Origin of the sequence: Telluribacter sp., assembly GCF_035998675.1 — a bacterium.
In the GTDB taxonomy this organism is placed as follows: Bacteria; Bacteroidota; Bacteroidia; order Cytophagales; family Spirosomataceae; genus Telluribacter.
The window spans coordinates 60,439-79,890 of the sequence record NZ_DASYHI010000015.1 but is presented as its reverse complement, the minus strand read 5'-3'; the positions used below and the strand labels follow the sequence as shown (position 1 = coordinate 79,890).

15 protein-coding genes are annotated in these 19,452 nt (G+C 53.0%); 7 read left to right on the top strand and 8 right to left on the bottom strand.

Features of this window, described 5'->3' with window-relative positions:
* Window positions 1–146: 146 nt before the first annotated feature.
* The gene (locus VGN67_RS08060) at window positions 147–3,683 is read right to left on the bottom strand and encodes a ThuA domain-containing protein (protein ID WP_327486290.1); all 3,537 of its coding nucleotides are present in this window, start codon (window positions 3,681–3,683) and stop codon (window positions 147–149) included.
* Window positions 3,684–3,858: 175 nt separating this feature from the next.
* Between VGN67_RS08060 and gcvH the strand changes: the two genes are divergently transcribed.
* The 5 genes from gcvH (at window position 3,859) to gldF (ending at window position 7,631) form a co-directional block, all read left to right on the top strand.
* A complete protein-coding gene (gene gcvH / locus VGN67_RS08055) occupies window positions 3,859–4,239 on the top strand; it encodes a glycine cleavage system protein GcvH (RefSeq protein ID WP_327486289.1) in 381 nt (126 codons plus the stop codon).
* Window positions 4,240–4,362: 123 nt separating this feature from the next.
* Window positions 4,363–5,649, top strand: coding sequence for a dihydroorotase (locus VGN67_RS08050; RefSeq protein WP_327486288.1), 1,287 nt, complete (start codon window positions 4,363–4,365; stop codon window positions 5,647–5,649).
* Window positions 5,650–5,670: 21 nt separating this feature from the next.
* Complete coding sequence (locus VGN67_RS08045) at window positions 5,671–6,237, top strand: DUF4199 domain-containing protein (RefSeq protein ID WP_327486287.1); 567 nt, start codon at window positions 5,671–5,673, stop codon at window positions 6,235–6,237.
* A 93-nt stretch (window positions 6,238–6,330) separates the two neighbouring features.
* A complete protein-coding gene (locus VGN67_RS08040) occupies window positions 6,331–6,846 on the top strand; it encodes a DUF4199 domain-containing protein (RefSeq protein WP_327486286.1) in 516 nt (171 codons plus the stop codon).
* Between the two features lie 56 nt (window positions 6,847–6,902).
* A complete protein-coding gene (gene gldF / locus VGN67_RS08035; RefSeq protein ID WP_327486285.1) occupies window positions 6,903–7,631 on the top strand; it encodes a gliding motility-associated ABC transporter permease subunit GldF in 729 nt (242 codons plus the stop codon).
* Window positions 7,632–7,633: 2 nt separating this feature from the next.
* Here the strand turns inward: gldF and VGN67_RS08030 are convergent, their stop codons facing one another.
* From VGN67_RS08030 to VGN67_RS08010, 5 genes are all read right to left on the bottom strand, one after another.
* A complete protein-coding gene (locus tag VGN67_RS08030; protein ID WP_327486284.1) occupies window positions 7,634–8,752 on the bottom strand; it encodes a Gfo/Idh/MocA family oxidoreductase in 1,119 nt (372 codons plus the stop codon).
* 168 nt (window positions 8,753–8,920) lie between these two features.
* Window positions 8,921–9,433 carry a hypothetical protein gene (locus VGN67_RS08025; protein WP_327486283.1) on the bottom strand — a complete coding sequence of 171 codons (513 nt, stop codon included), beginning with the start codon at window positions 9,431–9,433 and terminating at the stop codon, window positions 8,921–8,923.
* 142 nt (window positions 9,434–9,575) lie between these two features.
* Window positions 9,576–10,922 (bottom strand): DUF4249 domain-containing protein, encoded by a 1,347-nt coding sequence (locus tag VGN67_RS08020; protein WP_327486282.1) that lies wholly within the window; start codon window positions 10,920–10,922, stop codon window positions 9,576–9,578.
* 101 nt (window positions 10,923–11,023) lie between these two features.
* Complete coding sequence (locus VGN67_RS08015) at window positions 11,024–12,346, bottom strand: MFS transporter (RefSeq protein ID WP_327486281.1); 1,323 nt, start codon at window positions 12,344–12,346, stop codon at window positions 11,024–11,026.
* A 148-nt stretch (window positions 12,347–12,494) separates the two neighbouring features.
* Window positions 12,495–13,781 (bottom strand): metal-dependent hydrolase family protein, encoded by a 1,287-nt coding sequence (locus VGN67_RS08010; protein ID WP_327486280.1) that lies wholly within the window; start codon window positions 13,779–13,781, stop codon window positions 12,495–12,497.
* A gap of 380 nt (window positions 13,782–14,161) precedes the next feature.
* Here VGN67_RS08010 and VGN67_RS08005 point away from each other — a divergent pair, with 380 nt between their 5' ends.
* On the top strand, window positions 14,162–14,707 hold the full coding sequence (locus VGN67_RS08005) for an RNA polymerase sigma factor (protein WP_327486279.1): 546 nt from the start codon (window positions 14,162–14,164) through the stop codon (window positions 14,705–14,707).
* On the top strand, window positions 14,704–15,510 hold the full coding sequence (locus tag VGN67_RS08000) for an anti-sigma factor (protein WP_327486278.1): 807 nt from the start codon (window positions 14,704–14,706) through the stop codon (window positions 15,508–15,510). Before VGN67_RS08005 ends, VGN67_RS08000 begins: the two co-directional genes overlap by 4 nt.
* 198 nt (window positions 15,511–15,708) lie before the next feature.
* On the opposite strand, the gene VGN67_RS07995 is transcribed toward VGN67_RS08000, so the two are convergent.
* Both VGN67_RS07995 and VGN67_RS07990 read right to left on the bottom strand, forming a co-directional pair.
* Window positions 15,709–17,721, bottom strand: a complete 2,013-nt coding sequence (locus tag VGN67_RS07995; protein ID WP_327486277.1) for a sialate O-acetylesterase — start codon at window positions 17,719–17,721, stop codon at window positions 15,709–15,711.
* A gap of 375 nt (window positions 17,722–18,096) precedes the next feature.
* Window positions 18,097–19,299: a hypothetical protein gene (locus VGN67_RS07990; protein ID WP_327486276.1), complete on the bottom strand. Its 1,203-nt coding sequence runs from the start codon at window positions 19,297–19,299 to the stop codon at window positions 18,097–18,099.
* Window positions 19,300–19,452: the final 153 nt, after the last annotated feature.

Genomic DNA, 19,452 nt, shown 5'->3' with positions numbered 1-19,452 from the left:
AAAGGAGTTAAGGCCAGATAGATGGTAAAGGAAGAGCTTTTAATAAAGAAGTCCGACCATTCCTGATCGGGCTGCGCTACCTTCTTACAAAGCTAAGTTAATCCGTGCCACGGTTCTAAACCGTGGCACGGATACAGTCAAAAACCTTACTCCTGAAACTCTATACTCGACAGGGTAATGATATTGTCATTGGGTTTGTCGCGCTTTACTACCACAAAGTACACGTCGTGTTTACCCGTTGTTGGCGTGGTTATTTCGCCGGTAACGGTACCCGGTTTGCCGTCGGTAGGGGTGTAGGGCGTGCGGCTGATGACCGGGCCGGCCTGAGAATCAATCCGCACTTCAATTTCACCTTGCTTCCCCGAACTGTACTCGTACATAAATTTGCGGATGCCCGTTAGGTCTATGTTTTTCAGCAGGATGTACGCCTTGTGGTTACCACCGCTCAGGCGGTTGCCCCAGCGTGGGAAGCCTACGTGCGCGTCGGCGTAGACGGTCTGTACTTTGGCAGAGCGCAGGGTGACTACGTCGGTATTGACCAGTGGCCCTATGGTATTACCTCCCTTGTCGGTATAGGTAGCCATGAGGGTGTACTCCCCTCTGGGCTCGTCTTTTTTATGCTCGGTCAGTTTGATAGTACCCTGGGTAGATAGCGTAGTGAGTTGCTTCTGAGGCTCGTTCAGGGACATGATGTACTTCACCATTTCGTTGGCGTCCTGCGGGGAGATTTGCGGGTGCGCGCTCATTACGTGCTCCTTGCCCCAGTTGCCACCCCCGCCGCTGATAATCTTGGCGGAAAGCGAAGCCAGCGAATTGGCCTGTCCCTTGTACCGCTGCGCTACGGCCGTAAAGGAAGGTCCTACGGATACTTTATCTACGGTATGGCAGGCCCGGCAGTCGCTGTTGGCGATGAGGCTACTACCCAGCGAGGCCGACACCAGTGGTGCCTCCGGCTGATGCCCGATGGGCGCGGTGCCCGGCAGGGTACTTGGCTGCGGATTGTAGCTGAAATAAACTTTTACTTTTTTGGGGTCAATGGTACCGTCTTCTTTATCCTTCACTTTTACATCGTAAGTAAACGGCTTATTCTCCCAGAAGAACGACCGGTTGTTAGGTGAAGTAATGGCTACCTCCGGCCGGGCATTACCTACCTTCACCACTATGGTATCGGTACCTACCTGACCGGCCTTGTCGGTTACCTTCAGGATGGCGCTGTAAGTACCCGGCTTTGTGTAGGTGTAGGAGGCAGTAGGACGGCTAGAGCCAACCGACTTGCCATCAAACAGCCACTGGTAGGTGATTTCATCGTCATCGTCGAGGTCGGCGGTACCGCGGCTGCCAAACATCACGCGCAAGGGGGCGTCTCCGACGGCTTCTTTCTGGGTAGAAACGTAGCGGTTTTCGGAGGTCAGGAATACGCGCTTGGGCAGGCGTGCCGCCTCCACCGAATCCATCACGAATGCCTTCGCAATAGGAGCCCGGTTGCCGGTGTTGTACTCAATTTTGACCAGTCGCGCATCTTCGTTATCGGCACCGTAAACAGAGCCGTACTCCAGCATGTACATCACGCCATCTTTACCAAAAGCCTGGTCAATGGGTCGACGGAAGTCGCCGTTGACGGTCATGAAAGGTTCGGCCCGCAGGAAGTTTTCGTTCTCATCAAAGCGGAAAGCCATAACCCAGTTACGCATCCAGTCGAAGGCAATGAGGGTACCGTCGTAGTACTCAGGAAATTTGGTTTTGGACGGGGAGTTTTTGTCATAGGTATAAAATTCACCCACCATGGCGCTACGACCACCCAGACCTAGTTCCGGAAATTCTTTGGAAGCGGCGTAAGGGTAGTAGATCATAGCCGGCGTGGCCGGAGGCAGGTTCGTCAAGCCCGTATTGTTGGGTGAATTGTTCACCGGAGCTTTGGGGTCAAAGAGCGGACCGGCCTTCTCGGTAGCAAAGTCCCACTTGGCGTAGGGGTAGCTGTTGCCTACGAAGTAGGGCCAGCCAAAGTTGCCGGGCTTTTTGGCCTGGTTAAATTCATCGTAGCCACGTGGCCCCTGAATACTGTCCTTACCCGCATCCGGACCAATCTCGCCCCAATACAGCACAGAAGTCTTAGGATTAACGGCAATACGGTACGGGTTACGCAGACCCATCGTGTATATTTCTGGACGGGTCTTCGCCATTCCTTTCGGGAACAGGTTGCCTTCAGGGACAGTATACGTACCATCGGCCTGGGGTTTGATTCGCAGGATTTTTCCTTTCAGGTCGTTAGTATTGGCCGACGAGCGTTGGGCATCCAGACTGACGTACTCTTTAGCGGGACGCTCATCAAGGGGAGCGTAGCCATTGGACGGGAACGGGCTGGAACTATCACCGGTAGACAGGTATAGGTTCCCCTCTTTGTCCCAGGCCAGAGAGCCGCCGTGGTGCGCGCCGCTATTTTCCTGAACCGGTACCTGCAGCAGTATTTTCTCCGAAGCCAGGTCCAGGGTGTTGTCGCTTTTTACCGTAAAGCGCGACAGGTTGAATAGGATAGGCTCCTTATCGGTAGGAGGGGAGTAGTAGAGGTAAATCCAGCTATTCTTCGAAAAATTCGGGTCCAGCGTCACGCCGATCAGTCCGGTACCACCTTTGGTAGCTACGTCGAAGCGGTGTACCAATGAATTTTTATTGGTGCGGGTATCAAACAAATACAGATTAGCCGTACGTAGTTCGGTATAGAATATCCGTCCGTCATTGGCTACTGCCAGTTCCATCGGTGTATCCAGGTCATTGACCAGAATGGTTTTTACAAAACGGTTTTCTTCGGGCATGGCCTTGGCGTACGACTTGCTATAATCAAGAGGTTTTCCGTCGCCCATCGTATACCGGATACCACCCAGTATATGCTGTAAGAACAGCGGCTCGTCGTAGCTGCTGTCCATGTGGCCACCGCCAGTGTAGAAAGCGCGGCCGCCGTCAAACTCGTGGTACCAGGCTATGGGATGGTTGGCTCCGTTGGTACCGTTGTCGTAGGTGTTTTCGTCGAGATAAGCCAGTACGTTGAGGCCGGGGTAGAAGGAACGATAGCTGTACCATTCATCCTTACGCTCCCAGCGGTCGGGCAGGTGAGCGGTGGAAGGATGTTTTTTGTCAGTGACATCAATGGCCGCCATGCGCTCACCGGGGTTGAGCGGGTGGTTGGCAAAGTGCGCGCCCATGAGTTTGCCGTACCAGGGCCACTCGTACTCGGTATCGGCGGCGGAGTGGATACCCATATAGCCACCGCCCGCCTGAATATAGCGCTCAAAAGCAGCCTGCTGCTCGGCGTTCAGGACGTTGCCGGTGGTACAGTTAAAGATAACCGCCTGGTAGTTGCGCAGGCTGTCGTCGTTGAAGTAGGCGGAGTTTTTGGTGGTATCGACTACGAAGCTATGTTGCTGGCCTAATTTCTGAATGGCCGCTATCCCAAACGGAATGGAAGAGTGTTTCCAGCCTTTGGTTTTGGAAAATACCAGCACGCGCGGCTTAGTGGCGGCGGCCGGGGCAGCCTGACTTACAGCCTGGGTACTGTTGCCGCTGCCTGGTTTCTTGCTGTTCATGCAGGAGTAAAGCACCGCCGATACTCCAAAAGCGCAGAAAGTATAAAGCCACCACCGGTAGGAGGAGGTAGCCTGGGTTTCGGATGAAAACAGGTTAAATTGCATTGTTATTAAGTATAATCATTTGTGAAGTACGGTATTAGAATGCAAATTTTCTTGAAAACTACTATAAATTGGCCGAAAAAAGTGGAAGAAATCTTATTTGGAAAATCCCACTTACATCCTGAAATTTGCGGAGCTTAAAAAAGAATCATAGCAAACTGACGACTCAACTGTACTTATGGAATTTCCCGAAGAACTGAAATATACAAAAGACCACGAGTGGATTCGCCTGGAAGGTGACGAAGCGGTGGTAGGTATTACCGACCACGCCCAGAACGAACTGGGAGATATCGTGTACGTGGATGTGAACACCGTAGGCGAGAGCCTTTCCAAAGATGATGTTTTCGGTTCGGTTGAGGCGGTGAAGACGGTGTCGGACCTTTATTTGCCGGTATCCGGTGAAATTCTGGAACTGAACCCTGACCTGGACAGCTCACCCGAGGTAGTTAATAATGACCCCTACAAAAAAGGATGGATGATTCGTATGAGAGTATCAGACCCGGGCGAAGCCGATGGACTGATGTCGGCGGACGAATACAAACAGTATGTGGGTGCCTGATAAGCTCCCCCAAAGCTCCGTAAGGAGCTTTTTTTATGAACTGCACCTCAAAGGAGAAGGGTCGCCGCCGGAGGAGCGCCTCCCGCGCGGGATGAGGTTAACCAAAACAGCTTTATCTGCTATATGAAAGTACTACTTCGTTCGGTCCGTATCATTGATAAAAGCTCTCCGTACCATGGCCAGGTAAAGGATGTGTTACTTAACCAGGGTACCATTGCTCAGATAGGGGAAGGGCTCACGGCCGAAGGTGTTCCTGTAAAAGAAGGTACCGGTCTTTGCCTGTCGGCGGGCTGGCTGGATATGCGGGTCGCCTCGCGGGACCCCGGCTTTGAACACAAGGAAGATATAGGGTCGGTACAGGAAGCGGCGGCGCGCGGTGGTTTTACGGAGGTGGTACTGCTGCCCAACTCCCGCCCGGTAGTTGACTCCAAAGGTACCCTCAACTACGTCCGGAAGGCCGGAAATGGCGGGCCCGTGGTACTGCACGTGGCAGCGGCCGTTACCAAAGGAGCCGAAGGCGTGGATTTTACCGAAATGATAGACCTGCACCGCGCCGGAGCCGTGGCCTTTACCGACGGCGAGCACCCCATCCAGAACGCCGACATTCTGCTGAAAGCCCTGTTGTACCTGAGCCCGCTGAACGCCCTGCTGATGAACAGGGCCGAAGATCGCCAGCTGACTTTATTCGGCCAGATGCACGAAGGTGTATCAAGTACCCTGCTGGGGTTAAAAGGGATGCCGGCGCTGGCCGAGGAAATGATGCTGAACCGCGACCTGAAGTTGCTGGAATACGCCCTGGAAAAAAGTACCGTGGCGGATGTGGGGCTCCCCTTACTGCACGTGTCGCTGGTGTCTACCGCCCGGGCGGTGGAGCTGATCCGGGAGGCCAAAGGCAAAGGACTACCTGTAACCTGTGACGTGGCGGCGCATCAGCTGGCTTTTGAAGACCGGGATCTGATGGATTTTGATACGAATCTGAAAGTAAATCCACCGTTCCGGGGACCGGCGGATGCCGAAGCGGTACGGGCGGGCCTGGCCGATGGTACCATCGACGTGGTTGTGTCGGATCACAGTCCGCACGATGAAGAGAGTAAAAATCTGGAATTTGACCATGCCGACTTTGGCATCACCGGCCTGGAAACGGCCTTTTCGCTCAGCCGGATGTACAGCGGGTTAGCCGTGGAGGCCGTAGTTGAAAAACTGACGACGCAGCCCCGCCGTATTCTGCGCCTGCCGGAGGTAACCATTGCCGAAGGGAATCCGGCCAATCTCACCCTGTTTGAACCCGATGCCGAGTGGTCGTTTGAGCGCTCCTATTCCCGGTCAAAAAACACGCCTTTCCTGGGCAAGGTACTGCGGGGGCGCGTGCGTGGAGTAGCTAATCAGGGCAGTTTCCGGTGGTTTGACTAATTGGCCTTGAACAACGTATCTATGAACTTTATAAAAAATTATTTTGGTAAACCCCTCCTGAAGGTACCTTTGGCTTTTGGCGCCATAACGGGCCTGCTCACGTTCGTTTACTTTCTGGCCTTGTATTTTATTGGTGTACTGCCTTTGGGCAATAAAAAGTCGCTGGACTTTGGTATTCACCTCATCATGATGGCGGCGACCTGCTGGTACTACCGTAAGTACATAGGGCAGGGGATGCTGCACCTGTGGGAAGCGTTGTCTATTTGTTATATTGTAAATACCATAGCGGCCCTGGTTAACGGCTGGCTAATTTACTTTTTTATTACCTACGTTGATCCGGCCGTATTTACGGACTACCTGGCCGAAATGCAGCGGCTACTCATGGAGGGGAAAGCCGAAATGGTCAAGAATATTGGCGAGGCTGAGTTCCAAACCATGCTCCGGAACGTGGCCACTACCGAACGCTCCGACATTATTTCGGATGAACTCGGGAAGAAAACCATTATGGGCATCCTGCCAATCATCCTGATTTCAATGATCCTGCGGCGGCAAAGTTATGGTATATATCAGGGCACAAAAAAAGATTAAGTACCTGCCGGAGCCATTCATCCTTTTATAGCGCCTTGTTTTATAAGGTTTTAGTATATTGAGCCCCATAATAACCCTTTAACACCTACCTGTATGCAAGAGAATATCTCTACTGCGCGCATAGCCCTGAAATATGGAGCCATTACGGCGGTTGCTGTAATTGTTTTTTCTACCCTTCTGAACGTAACCGGCCTGAACCAGAATCAGGGCCTGGCTTCCCTGGCGTTTCTGATCCTGATCGGGGGCATAATCTGGGCGCTAAAAGATTTTCGTCAGCAGAACGGGGGCTTTCTTTCCTACGGCGAGGGGCTGGGTACGGGTACTTTGGTTTCGGCTATTGTGGGCTTGCTGGCTTCTACCTTTGCCATGTTTTACATGGAGTTTATTGATAATACCATTATGCAGCAGTCGCTGGATAAGGCCCGGGATGATATGGAACGACGCGGCATGGACGACGCCCAGATAGACCAGGCCATGGCCATTTCGCAGAAATTCATGTCACCCGGTATCATGTTCATCACCGGCATTCTTACTTACGTCATTTTTGGCTTTATCATATCGCTTATCGTGGCGGCCGTTATGCGCAAAACCAAGCCGGTATTTGAATAAGAAGTAGACGTTCGCGGGCGTTAATCTCGTTATCTGACCAGTAAATCGGAGCCTTTGTGTTTGCAGTATTTCGTAAAGAAGTAAACAGTTTTTTTAATTCCCTGATCGCCTATATCGTCATGGCGGCGTTTTTGGTGGCGGTAGGACTCATCGTGTGGGTGTTTCCGGATACCAGCGTGCTGAACTACGGCTACGCTGACCTGGGTACATTTTTTGCCCTGACGCCCTACGTACTGCTGTTCCTAATTCCGGCTATTACCATGCGTTCGCTGGCCGAAGAAAGCCGCAACGGTACCATTGAACTGCTGCTTACCAAGCCCCTGAGCGACTGGTCACTGGTACTTGGTAAGTTTCTGGCCAACTGGCTGCTCGTAGCTCTTACCTTACTGCCCACCCTGCTGTACTACCTTAGCGTGTACTGGCTGGGCAATCCGCCCGGCAACATTGACTCGGCGGCGGTGGCAGGTTCCTACATCGGGCTGCTGTTGCTGAGTGGGGTACTGGTGGCCATGGGCCTGTGGGCCTCTTCCCTCAACGACAACCAGATCGTGGCCTTTGTGCTGGGCGTATTTCTGGGCTTTGTGTGGTACGTGGGTTTCAGTGCTTTGTCGCAGCTGCTGGAGAGTGGGAGCCTTGCCCTGATGTTTTCCTGGGTGGCGCTCGACGAGCAGTACCAGGCCCTCGGTCGGGGCCTGGTCGACTCGCGCAATGTAGTATATCTGCTCAGCCTGACGGCTTTCTTTCTTTTTCTTACCTACGGCCGTATTGGCCGGTTGAGGAAGTAAGCTTAAACTTTCTTAATCATGATTTTCTTGCCGCCCTGCCGCACTGACTCATAGATCGCGTCGATTACCAGCATATCTTTCAGACCTTCCACACCGGTCATATTCGGGTCGGGCTTGTTGTTCAGGATACAGTCGGCGAGGCCATCCATCTGGGCGGTCTGGTGCGTTACGACGGGCTGGTCCAGGGGGCCTTTGTGGGTACGTCCTTTAATGGGGCCGTAACCAAAAGCCGGGTCCAGCTGGGCGAACCCTTTGTCGCCGATCAGTCGCAGGCTTCCCAGGCCGTTGAAGTTATAGGTAGTTGAGCAGTTGGCGATGGCTCCGCTCGGGAAGCCCAACTGGAAAGTCATGGTTTCGTCTACTTCCTTAAATTTAACCGGATCGGTTTTTACCTCCTGCGCCGTTACCCAGGTAGGCTCTTCGCCCGTACCGTAGCGGGCCCCGTTGATACAGTAGATACCCACGTCCATCAGGGCGCCACCTCCGGCCAGTTCCTGTTTGAGGCGCCACTGGGTCGGGTCGCCGATCTTGAAACCAGATCCGTTTTCCATGTACATTACTTTGCCAAACTCTCCCGCCTCGCGCATCCGGATCACCTCGCGCGTGTGGGGCTCAAAGTGGAGGCGGTACCCTACATAAAACTTAACCCCGGCCTTGTCGCAGGCGGCGATCATCTCGCGGGCTTGTTTGGCGTTGTCGGCGACGGGTTTTTCGCAGATCACGTGCTTGCCGGCGTTGGCTACCTGTATTACGTGCTTGTGGTGCAGCGAGTTGGGCGTTATAACATAGACCACATCAATATCCGGATTGTTCCGGATCTGACTGACGGTACTGTAGTTATAAATGTTTTTATCGGCGATATTGTACTTTTTCTTCCAGGCTTCGGCTTTGGCGGGCGTACCGGTAATAAGACCCGTCAATTCGGCCATTTGGCATTTTTCCATGGCTTCGGCCACGCGGGTACCGTAGCTACCCAGCCCCATAATGGCTACGCGTAGCTTTTGAGCAGGATTTTTAGTAATAAAAGGGGACGCGGCGGCGGGGGATATCAGGCTTTGGGCCATGGCCGTGAAGCCTACGCCCAGCGTTATATTCTGTAAAAAATCTCTACGGGTCGACATAGTGAGTATTGAATTGATTGGTTTGGTGATAAAAGCAGGAAAGGTACTATAAATACTATTAGACCCGATTTCTGATCTAAACTATCTAACGATGAAGTAAATGAAAAGGCCAGGAATTCCGGACAGGTACCTTAGGTCTAGCGGGAGTTGTAAGCCGGAATAAAAATCTCAGAGAATCATACCCAATCCGATTCCGCCCCAGGGAAGAAGTTTTCCCAGGATTAAAGGCGTAAATTGGGCTTTATAAAAGTACCGGGTACGGGTGTACCGGGCGGTCTGGTAGCGCCGTACCCCAATAATGGGGGTAAAACGGTAATATTCCTTGTCCTTGGGGCTGTTAAAAACTAATCCTCCGGCTCCTACTTCTAAAAACCATTGTTTGGGTTCGCCAATGGGGGGTGGGCACCTGGGCTTCCTTCTGTTCAACAGGTAATTAAGGGTTAGGGCGTGAGGCAGTGAATGGAGGCTGTAATTGGTAAAGGTGTGGCCAATGCCAAGGTGGATTACCGTAAAAGTTCTTCCCGTCTGGAAAAGACTGTACTCCGCATTGACAGCAAGTACCGGACTGATGCCACCTGCTTCTACGGTTGCTGACCATCGGTGGGGTCTTTCATAAAATGTGTAAAGCTGAGCTTCCGCTCCATGGCCTATCAGGATCATCAGGAGCAGGCGGAGTGGCATGGCGGAGAGGTTTTACTTTTGCTAACGCGAAAATGAAAGGAACAGGTATAGCAGGAGCAGCAGGTAACGCCTGTTTACGCCCGAATTGTGTTTATCACGTAAAAACGTAGGGTTCGGGTATCCGGTATCTACCCTGGTACCTCTATTCGTCCGGCCACCCTAGCGGTATTTGGGGCGTTCGGCTATCGCTGGGTACACAAACCGCCGTAGGTACCCGGGGCGGTCCACCCCAGATCTGTATTTTTACGGCTTCCCGCTCCCCCGTATAAGGGGGGTAGGGTTCGGGGTAAGGACGACGATTGTAAAGCGCAAAGTACAATTCCTCGTGGGCGTGTAGCGGATTTCCTTTTTCATCATAGGCTGCTATGGGTAGTCCGGTAGCGTCTTTGCGGTCGAGCCAGTGGCGAACCTCCGAAACCGCCGAGGCCGTAAAGAAACCTACCACGTTTTCCCGCTCGTTGGCCACATTTTTCACGTTACCTACCGGGGCCGAAGGAGGCGTGTCAGCCAGTCCGCCCGAATTCTGGCTCTGCGTTTCGACAATCTTATAAAACTGATAGGCATCCTTAGTAAGACCCAACTGTCTGATAACAACCAGACAGCCAATACGCTGATAGTACGGGATGGTGGCTACCTTGCGGCCCCGGATCGGGCCTCCGTTGGTCAGGGCATCGTCGAACAGGTTCAGGTTATAGTTGTGAATAATCTCCCAGCAGCGTGTCCGGCAGCGGTAGTCGTACACCCAGTAGGTTCTATCAACACTGGGCGCCTGCCAATCATTGGGGTCTGGCGGGGGAGGGATAAAGCAGTCCTCAAACAGCTCTTCGCCCGACACAAACATATTATGAAAGTACTTTTTGGGAATAATGTTGTTCACGGCGTACACCCCCTGCTCACAGCTGCGGCACCACTCCTGCCGCTCGTAGACCCTCCAGTCCCACAGGTAATAGTTATGCTCCTCGGCCGGGTCTTTAGTATCCAGGTAAAATTCATGAGCACTCATGAGCCCGGTGGGATCATTAGGCCTTGGGGCCTGGGTAGTGAATTGGGCCTGTACTTTTTCAATGGGAGGTACAGCGGGCATAACCTGGGAGGTAGACAGGTACCTGGTGCCGTCGGGCAGTGTAAGCCGCAGCTGGTAGCTATGCCCCACCTGCCCCCGGAAATCGCTGGGGAGCCGGTAAGTACCTGCGATGGTTTCGTGGGCGTTAATCACCTCCGACGAATCGACAACTACCTGCACCGTGGCGTCAGTAATGGGGGCCGTACCAAAGCGACCGGTGACGGGATCGGCCTGAGAGCGGTTGAGCCGGATAACCTGGGGCTCGGGAAGGTTTGTTATAGTACCATCAACTACCACTACGTTAACGGTAGAGGTAAATTTGGGGTCGAAACTGTCTACACAGCCCACCGGCAATACCAGCAAAGCCAGAAGGTACTTCGTCAGGCGAAGAGGAGAGATGGGCGGGATGGTTTTTCTAAACAGCATGTGTACTCCTTTCTGGATTTATTTGGGCGGATAGTTTCCAGGGTTTTTTGACCAAAGAAGGTAATTACCTGCCGGTGCGGAGGCGAGCCGCTTTGGAAGTTCTACACCCCCTCTACATTGGCCGGTTGCATTTTGGGTACTATAAAGTGAATAACCGCCAGCGCCACTATGTAGGTACCACTGGCAATAATAAACAGCGGCTCGTAGCCAACCCGCCCGATAATGATCCCCGTAACGGCCGCGAACAGGGCTCCGCCAATGGCGCCACACATACCACCGATACCCGTCACGGAAGCCACCGCCTGCCGGGGAAACAGGTCCGACGCAAAGGTGTACATATTAGCCGACCAGCCCTGGTGGGCGGCGGTAGCGAGCGAAATCAGGGCTACGGCAATGTAAATATTACTGGTGGTAGAGGCTATGAATATCGGGAATACACAAACGGCGCAAATGAGCATGGTGGTCTTGCGGGCGCGGTTGATGCTCCAGCCCATTTCAATAAACTTGGTAGATAACCAGCCAAAGAAAATACTGCCTACATCCGAAACCAGGTAGATGATCAGGAAAGGAATACCGATACTTTTCAGGTCCAGTTTCTGGTCCAGGGCTTCGTTGCTGTTAAAAAAGTCGGGGAGCCAGGTCAGGTAAAACCACCATACCGGGTCGGTCATGAACTTACCCATGGCAAAGGCCCAGGTCTGCCGGTAGGTGAGCAGGCTGGCCCAGGGGATTTTCTTTTCTGGCGTTTTTTCCTGGTCGCTGTTGATGTAGTCAAGCTCGGCCTGCGTTACCTGCGGATGCTTGCCGGGACGGCGGTAGGTAGTCCACCAGATGCCCAGCATGACAAAGCCCAGCAAACCGGTCACGATAAACGACACCCGCCAGCCGTAGTTGAGGGTCAGCCAGGGTACCGTCAGGGCGGTTATAATAATACCTACGTTGGTACCGGCATTAAAAATTCCATTGGCAAAGGAGCGCTCCCGTTTGGGAAACCATTCGGCCACGGTCTTGATGGCCGACGGAAAGTTGCCGGATTCACCCAAACCCAGCAAAAAGCGCGTAACGCTCATGGTACCTAACGAACCCACAAAGGCATTGAGTACCCCGGCAATGCTCCACACAAACATGGAAATAGCGTAGCCCCGGCGGGTACCTATGCGGTCGATCAGCCAGCCGGCCAGTACGTACCCAATGGCGTAGGCCCATTTAAAAGCCGAATCGACGTAGCCCATCCACTCTTTGTAAAGAATGTTATCCGCATCCGAAATTGGCTGTCCGGCCGCAAGCCCGATCATCTCCCGCTTGAAGTCTTCGTCTATCATGGTAAATGATAGTACGTTACGGTCAATGTAGTTGATAGTTGTGGCTGCAAAAAGCAGCATAACAATCCGCCAGCGGTAGTTGCCGATGCGCTCGGAAGTCATAACGGGAGTTAAGTTTAGGAAAAAAGCCTTTTGTCTGGCTAATTTAAAGACTTCGCATGGGAGTATTGCAAGCTTTTCCTCCTGCTATACAAAAAATACCCGGCTGGTAAGTTCGCCGGGTATTGAGTTAGAGACAGCTGGCTATGGGCTAGGGTTGCTTGTAGACGGTACCATCTTTCATAACGAAAGAGACCTTTTGTAACGTTTTGATGTCCTGCAAAGGATTGGTGTCCACGGCAATAATATCGGCCAGTTTGCCCACCTCGAGGGTACCTATCGAATCGCTCATATCCAGCAGCATGGCGTTGGTCAGGGTGGCCGCCTGTATGGCCTCCAGAGCCGACATACCTCCTTCCATCATGTACTCAAACTCCTTGGCGTTGTAGCCGTGGGGGTAAACGCCCGCGTCGGTCCCAAAGGCAATTTTCACGCCCGCCTTGTAGGCTTTGGCAAAGGTAGCCTGTGACTTAGGCCCGATGGCCAGCGCTTTAGGCGTAACCAGCGGCGGGTAGTACCCCATAATCCGGGCCGAGTCGGCGGCAGTACGGCCGGCTATGATAGTAGGTACATAGTAGGTACCGTGTTTTTTGAACAGCTCAATGGCTTCGTCGTCCATGAGGGTACCGTGTTCAATGGTCTGTACGCCGCCCCGGATGGCCCGCTTCATGCCTTCGGCCCCGTGGGCGTGCGCCGCTACCAGGTAGCCGTAGTCACGGGCCGTTTCCACTATAGTACGTATTTCCTCCTCGGTAAACTGCGGTCCCTGACCATCTTTGGCGTTGGAAAGTACCCCGCCGGTGGCGGTAATCTTAATCAGGTCCGCGCCGTCCTTGTACCGCTGCCGCACAGCCTTGCGGGCGTCTTCCACGCCATTCACCACCCCCTCGTTGGGTCCCGGATCGCCCATGAGGTCTTTGCGGTAGCCGTTGGTCGGGTCGGCGTGACCGCCGGTGGAGGCAATGGACTTTCCGGAGGTAACTATTCGGGGGCCTTCTACCAGCCCTTTATTGACCGCGTTGCGCAGCGCTACGTTCACACCACTGCCTCCTAGGTCCCGTACCGTGGTAAAGCCCGCCAGCAGGGTGATTTTTGCGTACTTAGCCGCCTGAAAAGCCACATCCGGCGGATTCTGTACGTAGCGGTCGTAGGAGCCGCCGCGCCGGGTTTCGCTTTCGAGGTGGACGTGCATATCAATGAGCCCCGGCAGTACATACTTGTTTTTCAGGTCAATGACTTTATCGCCGGTGGCGGCCCGGCTGTACCCCTGCTCCACGGCCGCGATTTTATTCTTGTCCAGTACCAGGGTCATCTGACGCTGTACTTCGCCGGTTTTTACATTCAGCAGATTGCCGCAATGAATAAGGGTACGCTGAGCGTGGGCGGTAAGGCAGAGGGTGCCCAGAAGGGCCGTTACGAAAAGAAAAGTTTTTTTCATCAGGTCAGGGTAAGAATATATAAATTTGTAAAAAATACAAATAAAGTGGTTTGGCTTGTCTTTCGGAGGTTCTAAATGTAGAACTGTTGAAAATATTCAACAAAACGAGTACTTAAAATGATCCACAGATCAAGAATCTGCGTAAGTTTTTTTAAAGTCAACCAGATGAAAAATAAAATGAGAAATGAAAAAGACAATGAACCTTAGGTACTGCTATCCGTAGCCGGAATCCCCGCTTTATTCACACGGAAACAGGGGCAGAAGTTGAAATAAATGTGGCTTTGGCTCCTGTTTCTTACTTTTTTGGAAAAAAGTTGTAACAGCCTTGATTAAAATTTGTTAGATTGCCGCCCAGGTAAAAAAATAACTTCTAGCAACCCTTGGCGACCCAAAAACCAAAATACACAGAAGACGAATTGGTTGCTTCACTGAAAAGAAATGACCAGGCTGCCTTTGAATACCTGTACGATCACTATTCCGGTTCGTTATATAACGTAATTTCCAAAATTGTTCGCGATGAGGAAAGGGCCCAGGATGTGATGCAGGAGGCATTCCTGAAAATCTGGAGAAGTATTTCGTCTTATAACCCTGACAAAGGAAGGCTGTTCACCTGGATGTTGAATATTGCCCGGAATACCGGTATTGATGCCGTAAGAGCAGAGGGAAGAAAACCCGGCTTTGACGATATTCAGGATAATCTTGAACGCGCCGAGCAAAATGCCTCTTATCAGCCATCGCCTTCAACTATGGATTTAAAATCGTTGGTAGAGAAGTTAAAACCGGAACGAAAGATTCTGGTAGATATGGTGTACTTCCAGGGCTATACGCAGGAAGAAGTATCCGAACGACTCAGTATACCACTTGGCACTGTAAAATCGCGCATTCGAACCGCGCTAAAAGATTTAAAAAATTATTTTTCAGTATGAATATTCAGGCCTACATAGAGTCAGGCATCTTAGAAGAATACGTGCTGGGCACCGTTTCTGAGCAGGAAATGCAGGAGGTGGAATGTATGTCCCGGATTTACCCCGAGATAAAGGAAGAACTCCGGAAGCTGGAGCAGGCGATGGAGAAATATGCGCTTGAACACCAAGTTCCTCCACCTGCTCATCTGAAAGAAAAAATATTTGCTCAAATGAGTTTCGGACCTTTGCCCGTCCAGGGAGTGCCCGCCGAAGAAGCAGAAGATGCCACGGTAGTACCCATCGGTCAGTCGGCTACCAATGCCCGACCACTCTGGAGCAGGATGGCCGTAGCCGCTTCGGTACTGCTGGCCCTGATGCTCGGCTGGGCTATGTACCAGATGTCGGAGTACCGCCAGCAGAACGAGGTACTTGTTTCGGAAATGGCCGAACTCAGGACAGATGCCGAATACCAGAAGACACTGGCCAGCCTGTACCGAAACCCCAACTACCGGACGGTAAGAATGGCAGGCGTCGAAAAATCGCCGGAAAGCAGCGTAGTGGCCTTCTGGAACCAGTCTACCAACGAAGTACTGCTGGACGTGCAGCGGCTGCCCGTACCTCCCACCGGCCGGCAGTATCAGCTGTGGAGCATTGTAAATGGTACGCCGGTTGACATGGGGGTATTGGAAGCAGAGTTTGCTGGTAAAATACTGAAAATGAAAGCTACTCAGCCGGGCGCGGCGGCCTTCGCCATCACCCTCGAAAAAGCGGGAGGTAGTCCCAACCCAACCCTGGAGGAGATGTACGTAATGGGTAATGTATAGTCCCTGACAACGAATAAGATAGCCTATAGGTAAGGCCTCAAAGAAAGGAGCATGTGTCCCTGTCTTTGAGGCCTTTTCGCTTATAATTGGTGCTGTGAAAGGTACTTGTCAGTTGCTGAGAAAGGTACGTACCCACTGTACTTATACCGTAAAAAAGCCTTTGGGAGGGAGATAGGGGCCTGTTTAGGCAAAGCCCGCTCAGTGGAACAGGATAGGCTGGGAGTACCTTTTGGCTTCGTGCACGACTACCAACGTATATAGACCCGGGTTAATAAAAGTAGCGGGCTCCATAATAGATAATCCAATAACTTCACTGGGCCTGACGTGGGTAGGTACTACCCGTCCCTGCTGGTCGACCAGTTGCAGTTCAAACTGCTCGGCGTTGTCGGTGCGCAGGAATACGGGTCCCCGTTCGGCCGGGTTGGGAAATACCGTAAACGGCGGGGGGGCGTCGCCTCTGAAAACGGCCACGGAGGGAGAAAAATGCACGCTACCGTTCCAGTGTTCCGTCCGGATGCGGTAAAAAGCCGTTCCCTCGTCGGGATTGGGGTCTACGTAAGAATAGAACTGCGGATTTCGGGTGTCCGGCCCCGGATTAACCGGACCTACGTCCTCATAGTTTTCCCGGTCCAGACTTTTCTGTACAGTCATGCTACGACGCTCGGTATCAATGGCCATCAGCCAGTAGAGGGTTACTTCGTATTCGGTCGGGTAGGCGATGAACTTGCGGATAAACTGCGGTGATTTCAGCTCGGGGTTTACCACCAGCGGTTCCGAGAGGCTGCCCACCAGGCGGGGTTGTTGTACCACCACCCGGATGTGGTATTGGCCAGCGGCCAGGTTTCCGGGCAGAGTCACCATCAGGGGGCTGCCGCTACCGGCACCCACGGTAGCCACGTAAGCACCGGTCTCGTTGAGCAGCTCGGCCTGCACCTGACTGCCGGCCGACAGGTTGCTGCCTACCCGGTAGGAAATCTGGAAGCGGCTGCCGGGTGGAGCGGCGGCCGGTACCACGCCCGTATGAACAAAGCCCCGCGGCAGTACCGGAACCGACTTTTGAAAAAATTCATCGGTCAGGCTGTTGTTCCAGGCCTGCGCGGCTTCGGTCAGTCCCTGCGTACCCCTGTTTACGTTTTCAAAGTGGCCGTGCTCCGGCCGGGGTACCTGTATCAGGTCCGTATCGGGGCCGGGCCATAGATTGAAGCCGCGGTCATTGCCGAGCTGTTTCTGCGCATTGACCACAGGCAGGTAAGGCGAAGGTAAATTGATACTCACCGAAGCTAATGCAATAACCCAGGGTACATTCTGGCCAAAATCCTGCCGCGACCGCTGAATGAGGAACCGCATGTTGTCGTAGTACCGGGCCTGCGATATTTTTAAGTGAGCGGCGTCGTTTTCACCGTGCGACCAGAGTATGGAGCGTACGCCCACCGACGAGTTGATGTACCTGAGTGTATTGATCAGGTTGCTGTAGGGCTGGCGGTTGGGCCAGTTCTTACCCACGTAAATATTGCGGGTATCACGCCCTTCGGCCGTTTCGCGCCAGTTTTCGGAGTTAGCAGCCGCCCAGGACGCATTCAGGAACAGGATAGGTACCCCCAGCCGTTTGGACAGCATGTCGCCCAGTTCGCCCCAGTACCAGGGCGTTTCACCCGCCGGGAATACGTTATTAGTAGCAGAAAGAGGGGTAAAAACCGGCTTTGGGAAAGGTTCGTTGGGCGCTACCGTAATAAATTCTTTGTTCAGAGATTTGTTAAGGGCGTTGAAGCTGACTACCTGGTCAGAAGCCCCTTTGGCCCCCAGGTTGGGAAGGCCCATGGCGTTGGAGTTACCCGAAATCAGAAAAACTTCGCCTACCCCTACCCGGTTAACCCGAACGGTGTCCACGGGCTTCTCCTGGAATATCCCTCGTACTTCCAGCCGGTACCAACCTCCCTGCGCAGCCAGCGAGCCACTGAAACTACCGTGCTGCGGACGTGCCTCTAGCAGGCTCCATTCCTCGCTTACGGGCAGGCTTCCATCCAGCGCCACCAACCGCGCTTCTACCCGGTCGAAGGGGAGAAAGGCAAACCCGGACACCGGTATCTGAACCGGCTTTTGCGGATCGCGCTGAAGTACCATCCGCTCAGTTGGAAAGGTAATTGCCAGCTGCGCCAACAGGCTATGACTCAGTAGATAAATGTACAGGAATGTAAAAGTAAATCTGCTCATAGATATATAAAGTGGCCCTACTTTCATAACCCGGAAAATCGCGCTATGTTGTATCTTACACACAGACATACGCTGAAAGTCGGGCTAACGCTTAAGGAAACCAATCAGGGCATCCTGACCAGTGCACTACCACCGGCTGAAGAGCTTATGTCTTTGGGGCTTTAAATTAAGGCAGGTCCCTGGTCCGCCAAGCAGAAAATAAAGGAGCAAATGGAGAGATTTAACCGTACTATCGTCAATATAATTTCAATGGGAAAGGCTTAATATGTATCGCTTCTATTCAGCGTATTTACTTAGTCTATCCCGGTACTAAATGGGAGGTTAAGGGGTTTGCCGCAGTGCATTCTCTTCGGGAGCTACGCTTATGGCCAGCCACTAAGGCTGCCAACCCTTTAGCAGCAGAATAACCAGAAAGCCTACTACGTAGGCAACCGCCACAAACCAGCCTTTGGTAAACCAGCGTACCACGGATCGGGCCTCCGGGAAAATATTGGAAACGGCAACCCCGGCTGAGGAGCCAAACCAGATCATGGAGCCACCAAAGCCCACGGCGTAGGCCAGTACGGCCCAGTCGTAGCCACCCTGGTCGAGCGCCAGCTTGGTAAGCGGAATGTTGTCAAATACCGACGAAACAAAACCCAGCACAAAAGCCGACTGCCAGGAGGCCGGGGGGAGTTCGTCAATGGGCATCAGCGAAGCGCAGGTCACCAGGGCAAGCAGGAACAGCGTACCCGGCAGGGCTTCCCGCAACTCATGCCAGGGGGTCTGGCGTACCAGCGAGCCGAGCAGGATAGCCACCCAAACGCCCAGGGCCGGGAAGTCAAAGAGTACGTTGGTCGCAATGGTCAGTAGCAGGATCAGTAACACCAGCCCCAGTCGGACGTAGTCGATGGTGAGCCCCTCTACGGGGTCTTTCTGAATGCGCTGGTACCGGTCCTGCACCCGGGAGGCGATAAAGGCAAAAGTCAGGAAAGCGGCCACGGCTGCGATGTAGGCCGGTAGTACCTCCACGGCCGGTACGCCCGCAATCCACATCATGGTGGTGGTGGTATCGCCTACCACACTTCCCGAGCCTCCCGCGTTGCTGGCCGCCACAATCGCGGCCAGGTACCCAATATGTACCTTGTGTTTAAAAACCACCAGGGCTATGGTACCCCCAATCATGGCGGCGGCGATATTGTCCAGAAAAGACGACATGACGAAAATGAGGGCCAGCAGCATAAAGCCTCCTCTCCAGTCGTCGGGCAGGTACCTGGGCAGGTAATCGGGCACGCCGGAGGCTTCAAAATGTTTAGCCAGGATGGCAAACCCCAGGAGCAAACCAAACAGGTTCAGCAGAATGGCCCACTCGCCGCCCCGTACGTGCTTATCAAGGAGCTGCTCCACAAAGGGTCGGGTTCCCAGGAAGTGTTCTTCCCAATGGTAGGTCGGGTCAAATACGAGCTTGAAGATTACGATGCTGAGCAGGCCCAACAAGGCAACTTTAAGGGTATGGTGGTGAAATAAGGCTACCGAAAGCAGCGTGAGACCGAATAGAATGAATTCTATCCGGATGTGCAGGAAGGAAGGAGGGACCATGGGTTGAATTGGGCGGCTAAAACCAGTCCAAAATACAACACTTTTTTTCTGATATTCAACAGCTTTTGATCAGGAAGGAAAATAAAAAATTGCTGGCGGTTAGGACCCGGAAAAAACGGGCCTGAGCGCCAGCAATTGGTAAAAGAAACAGCC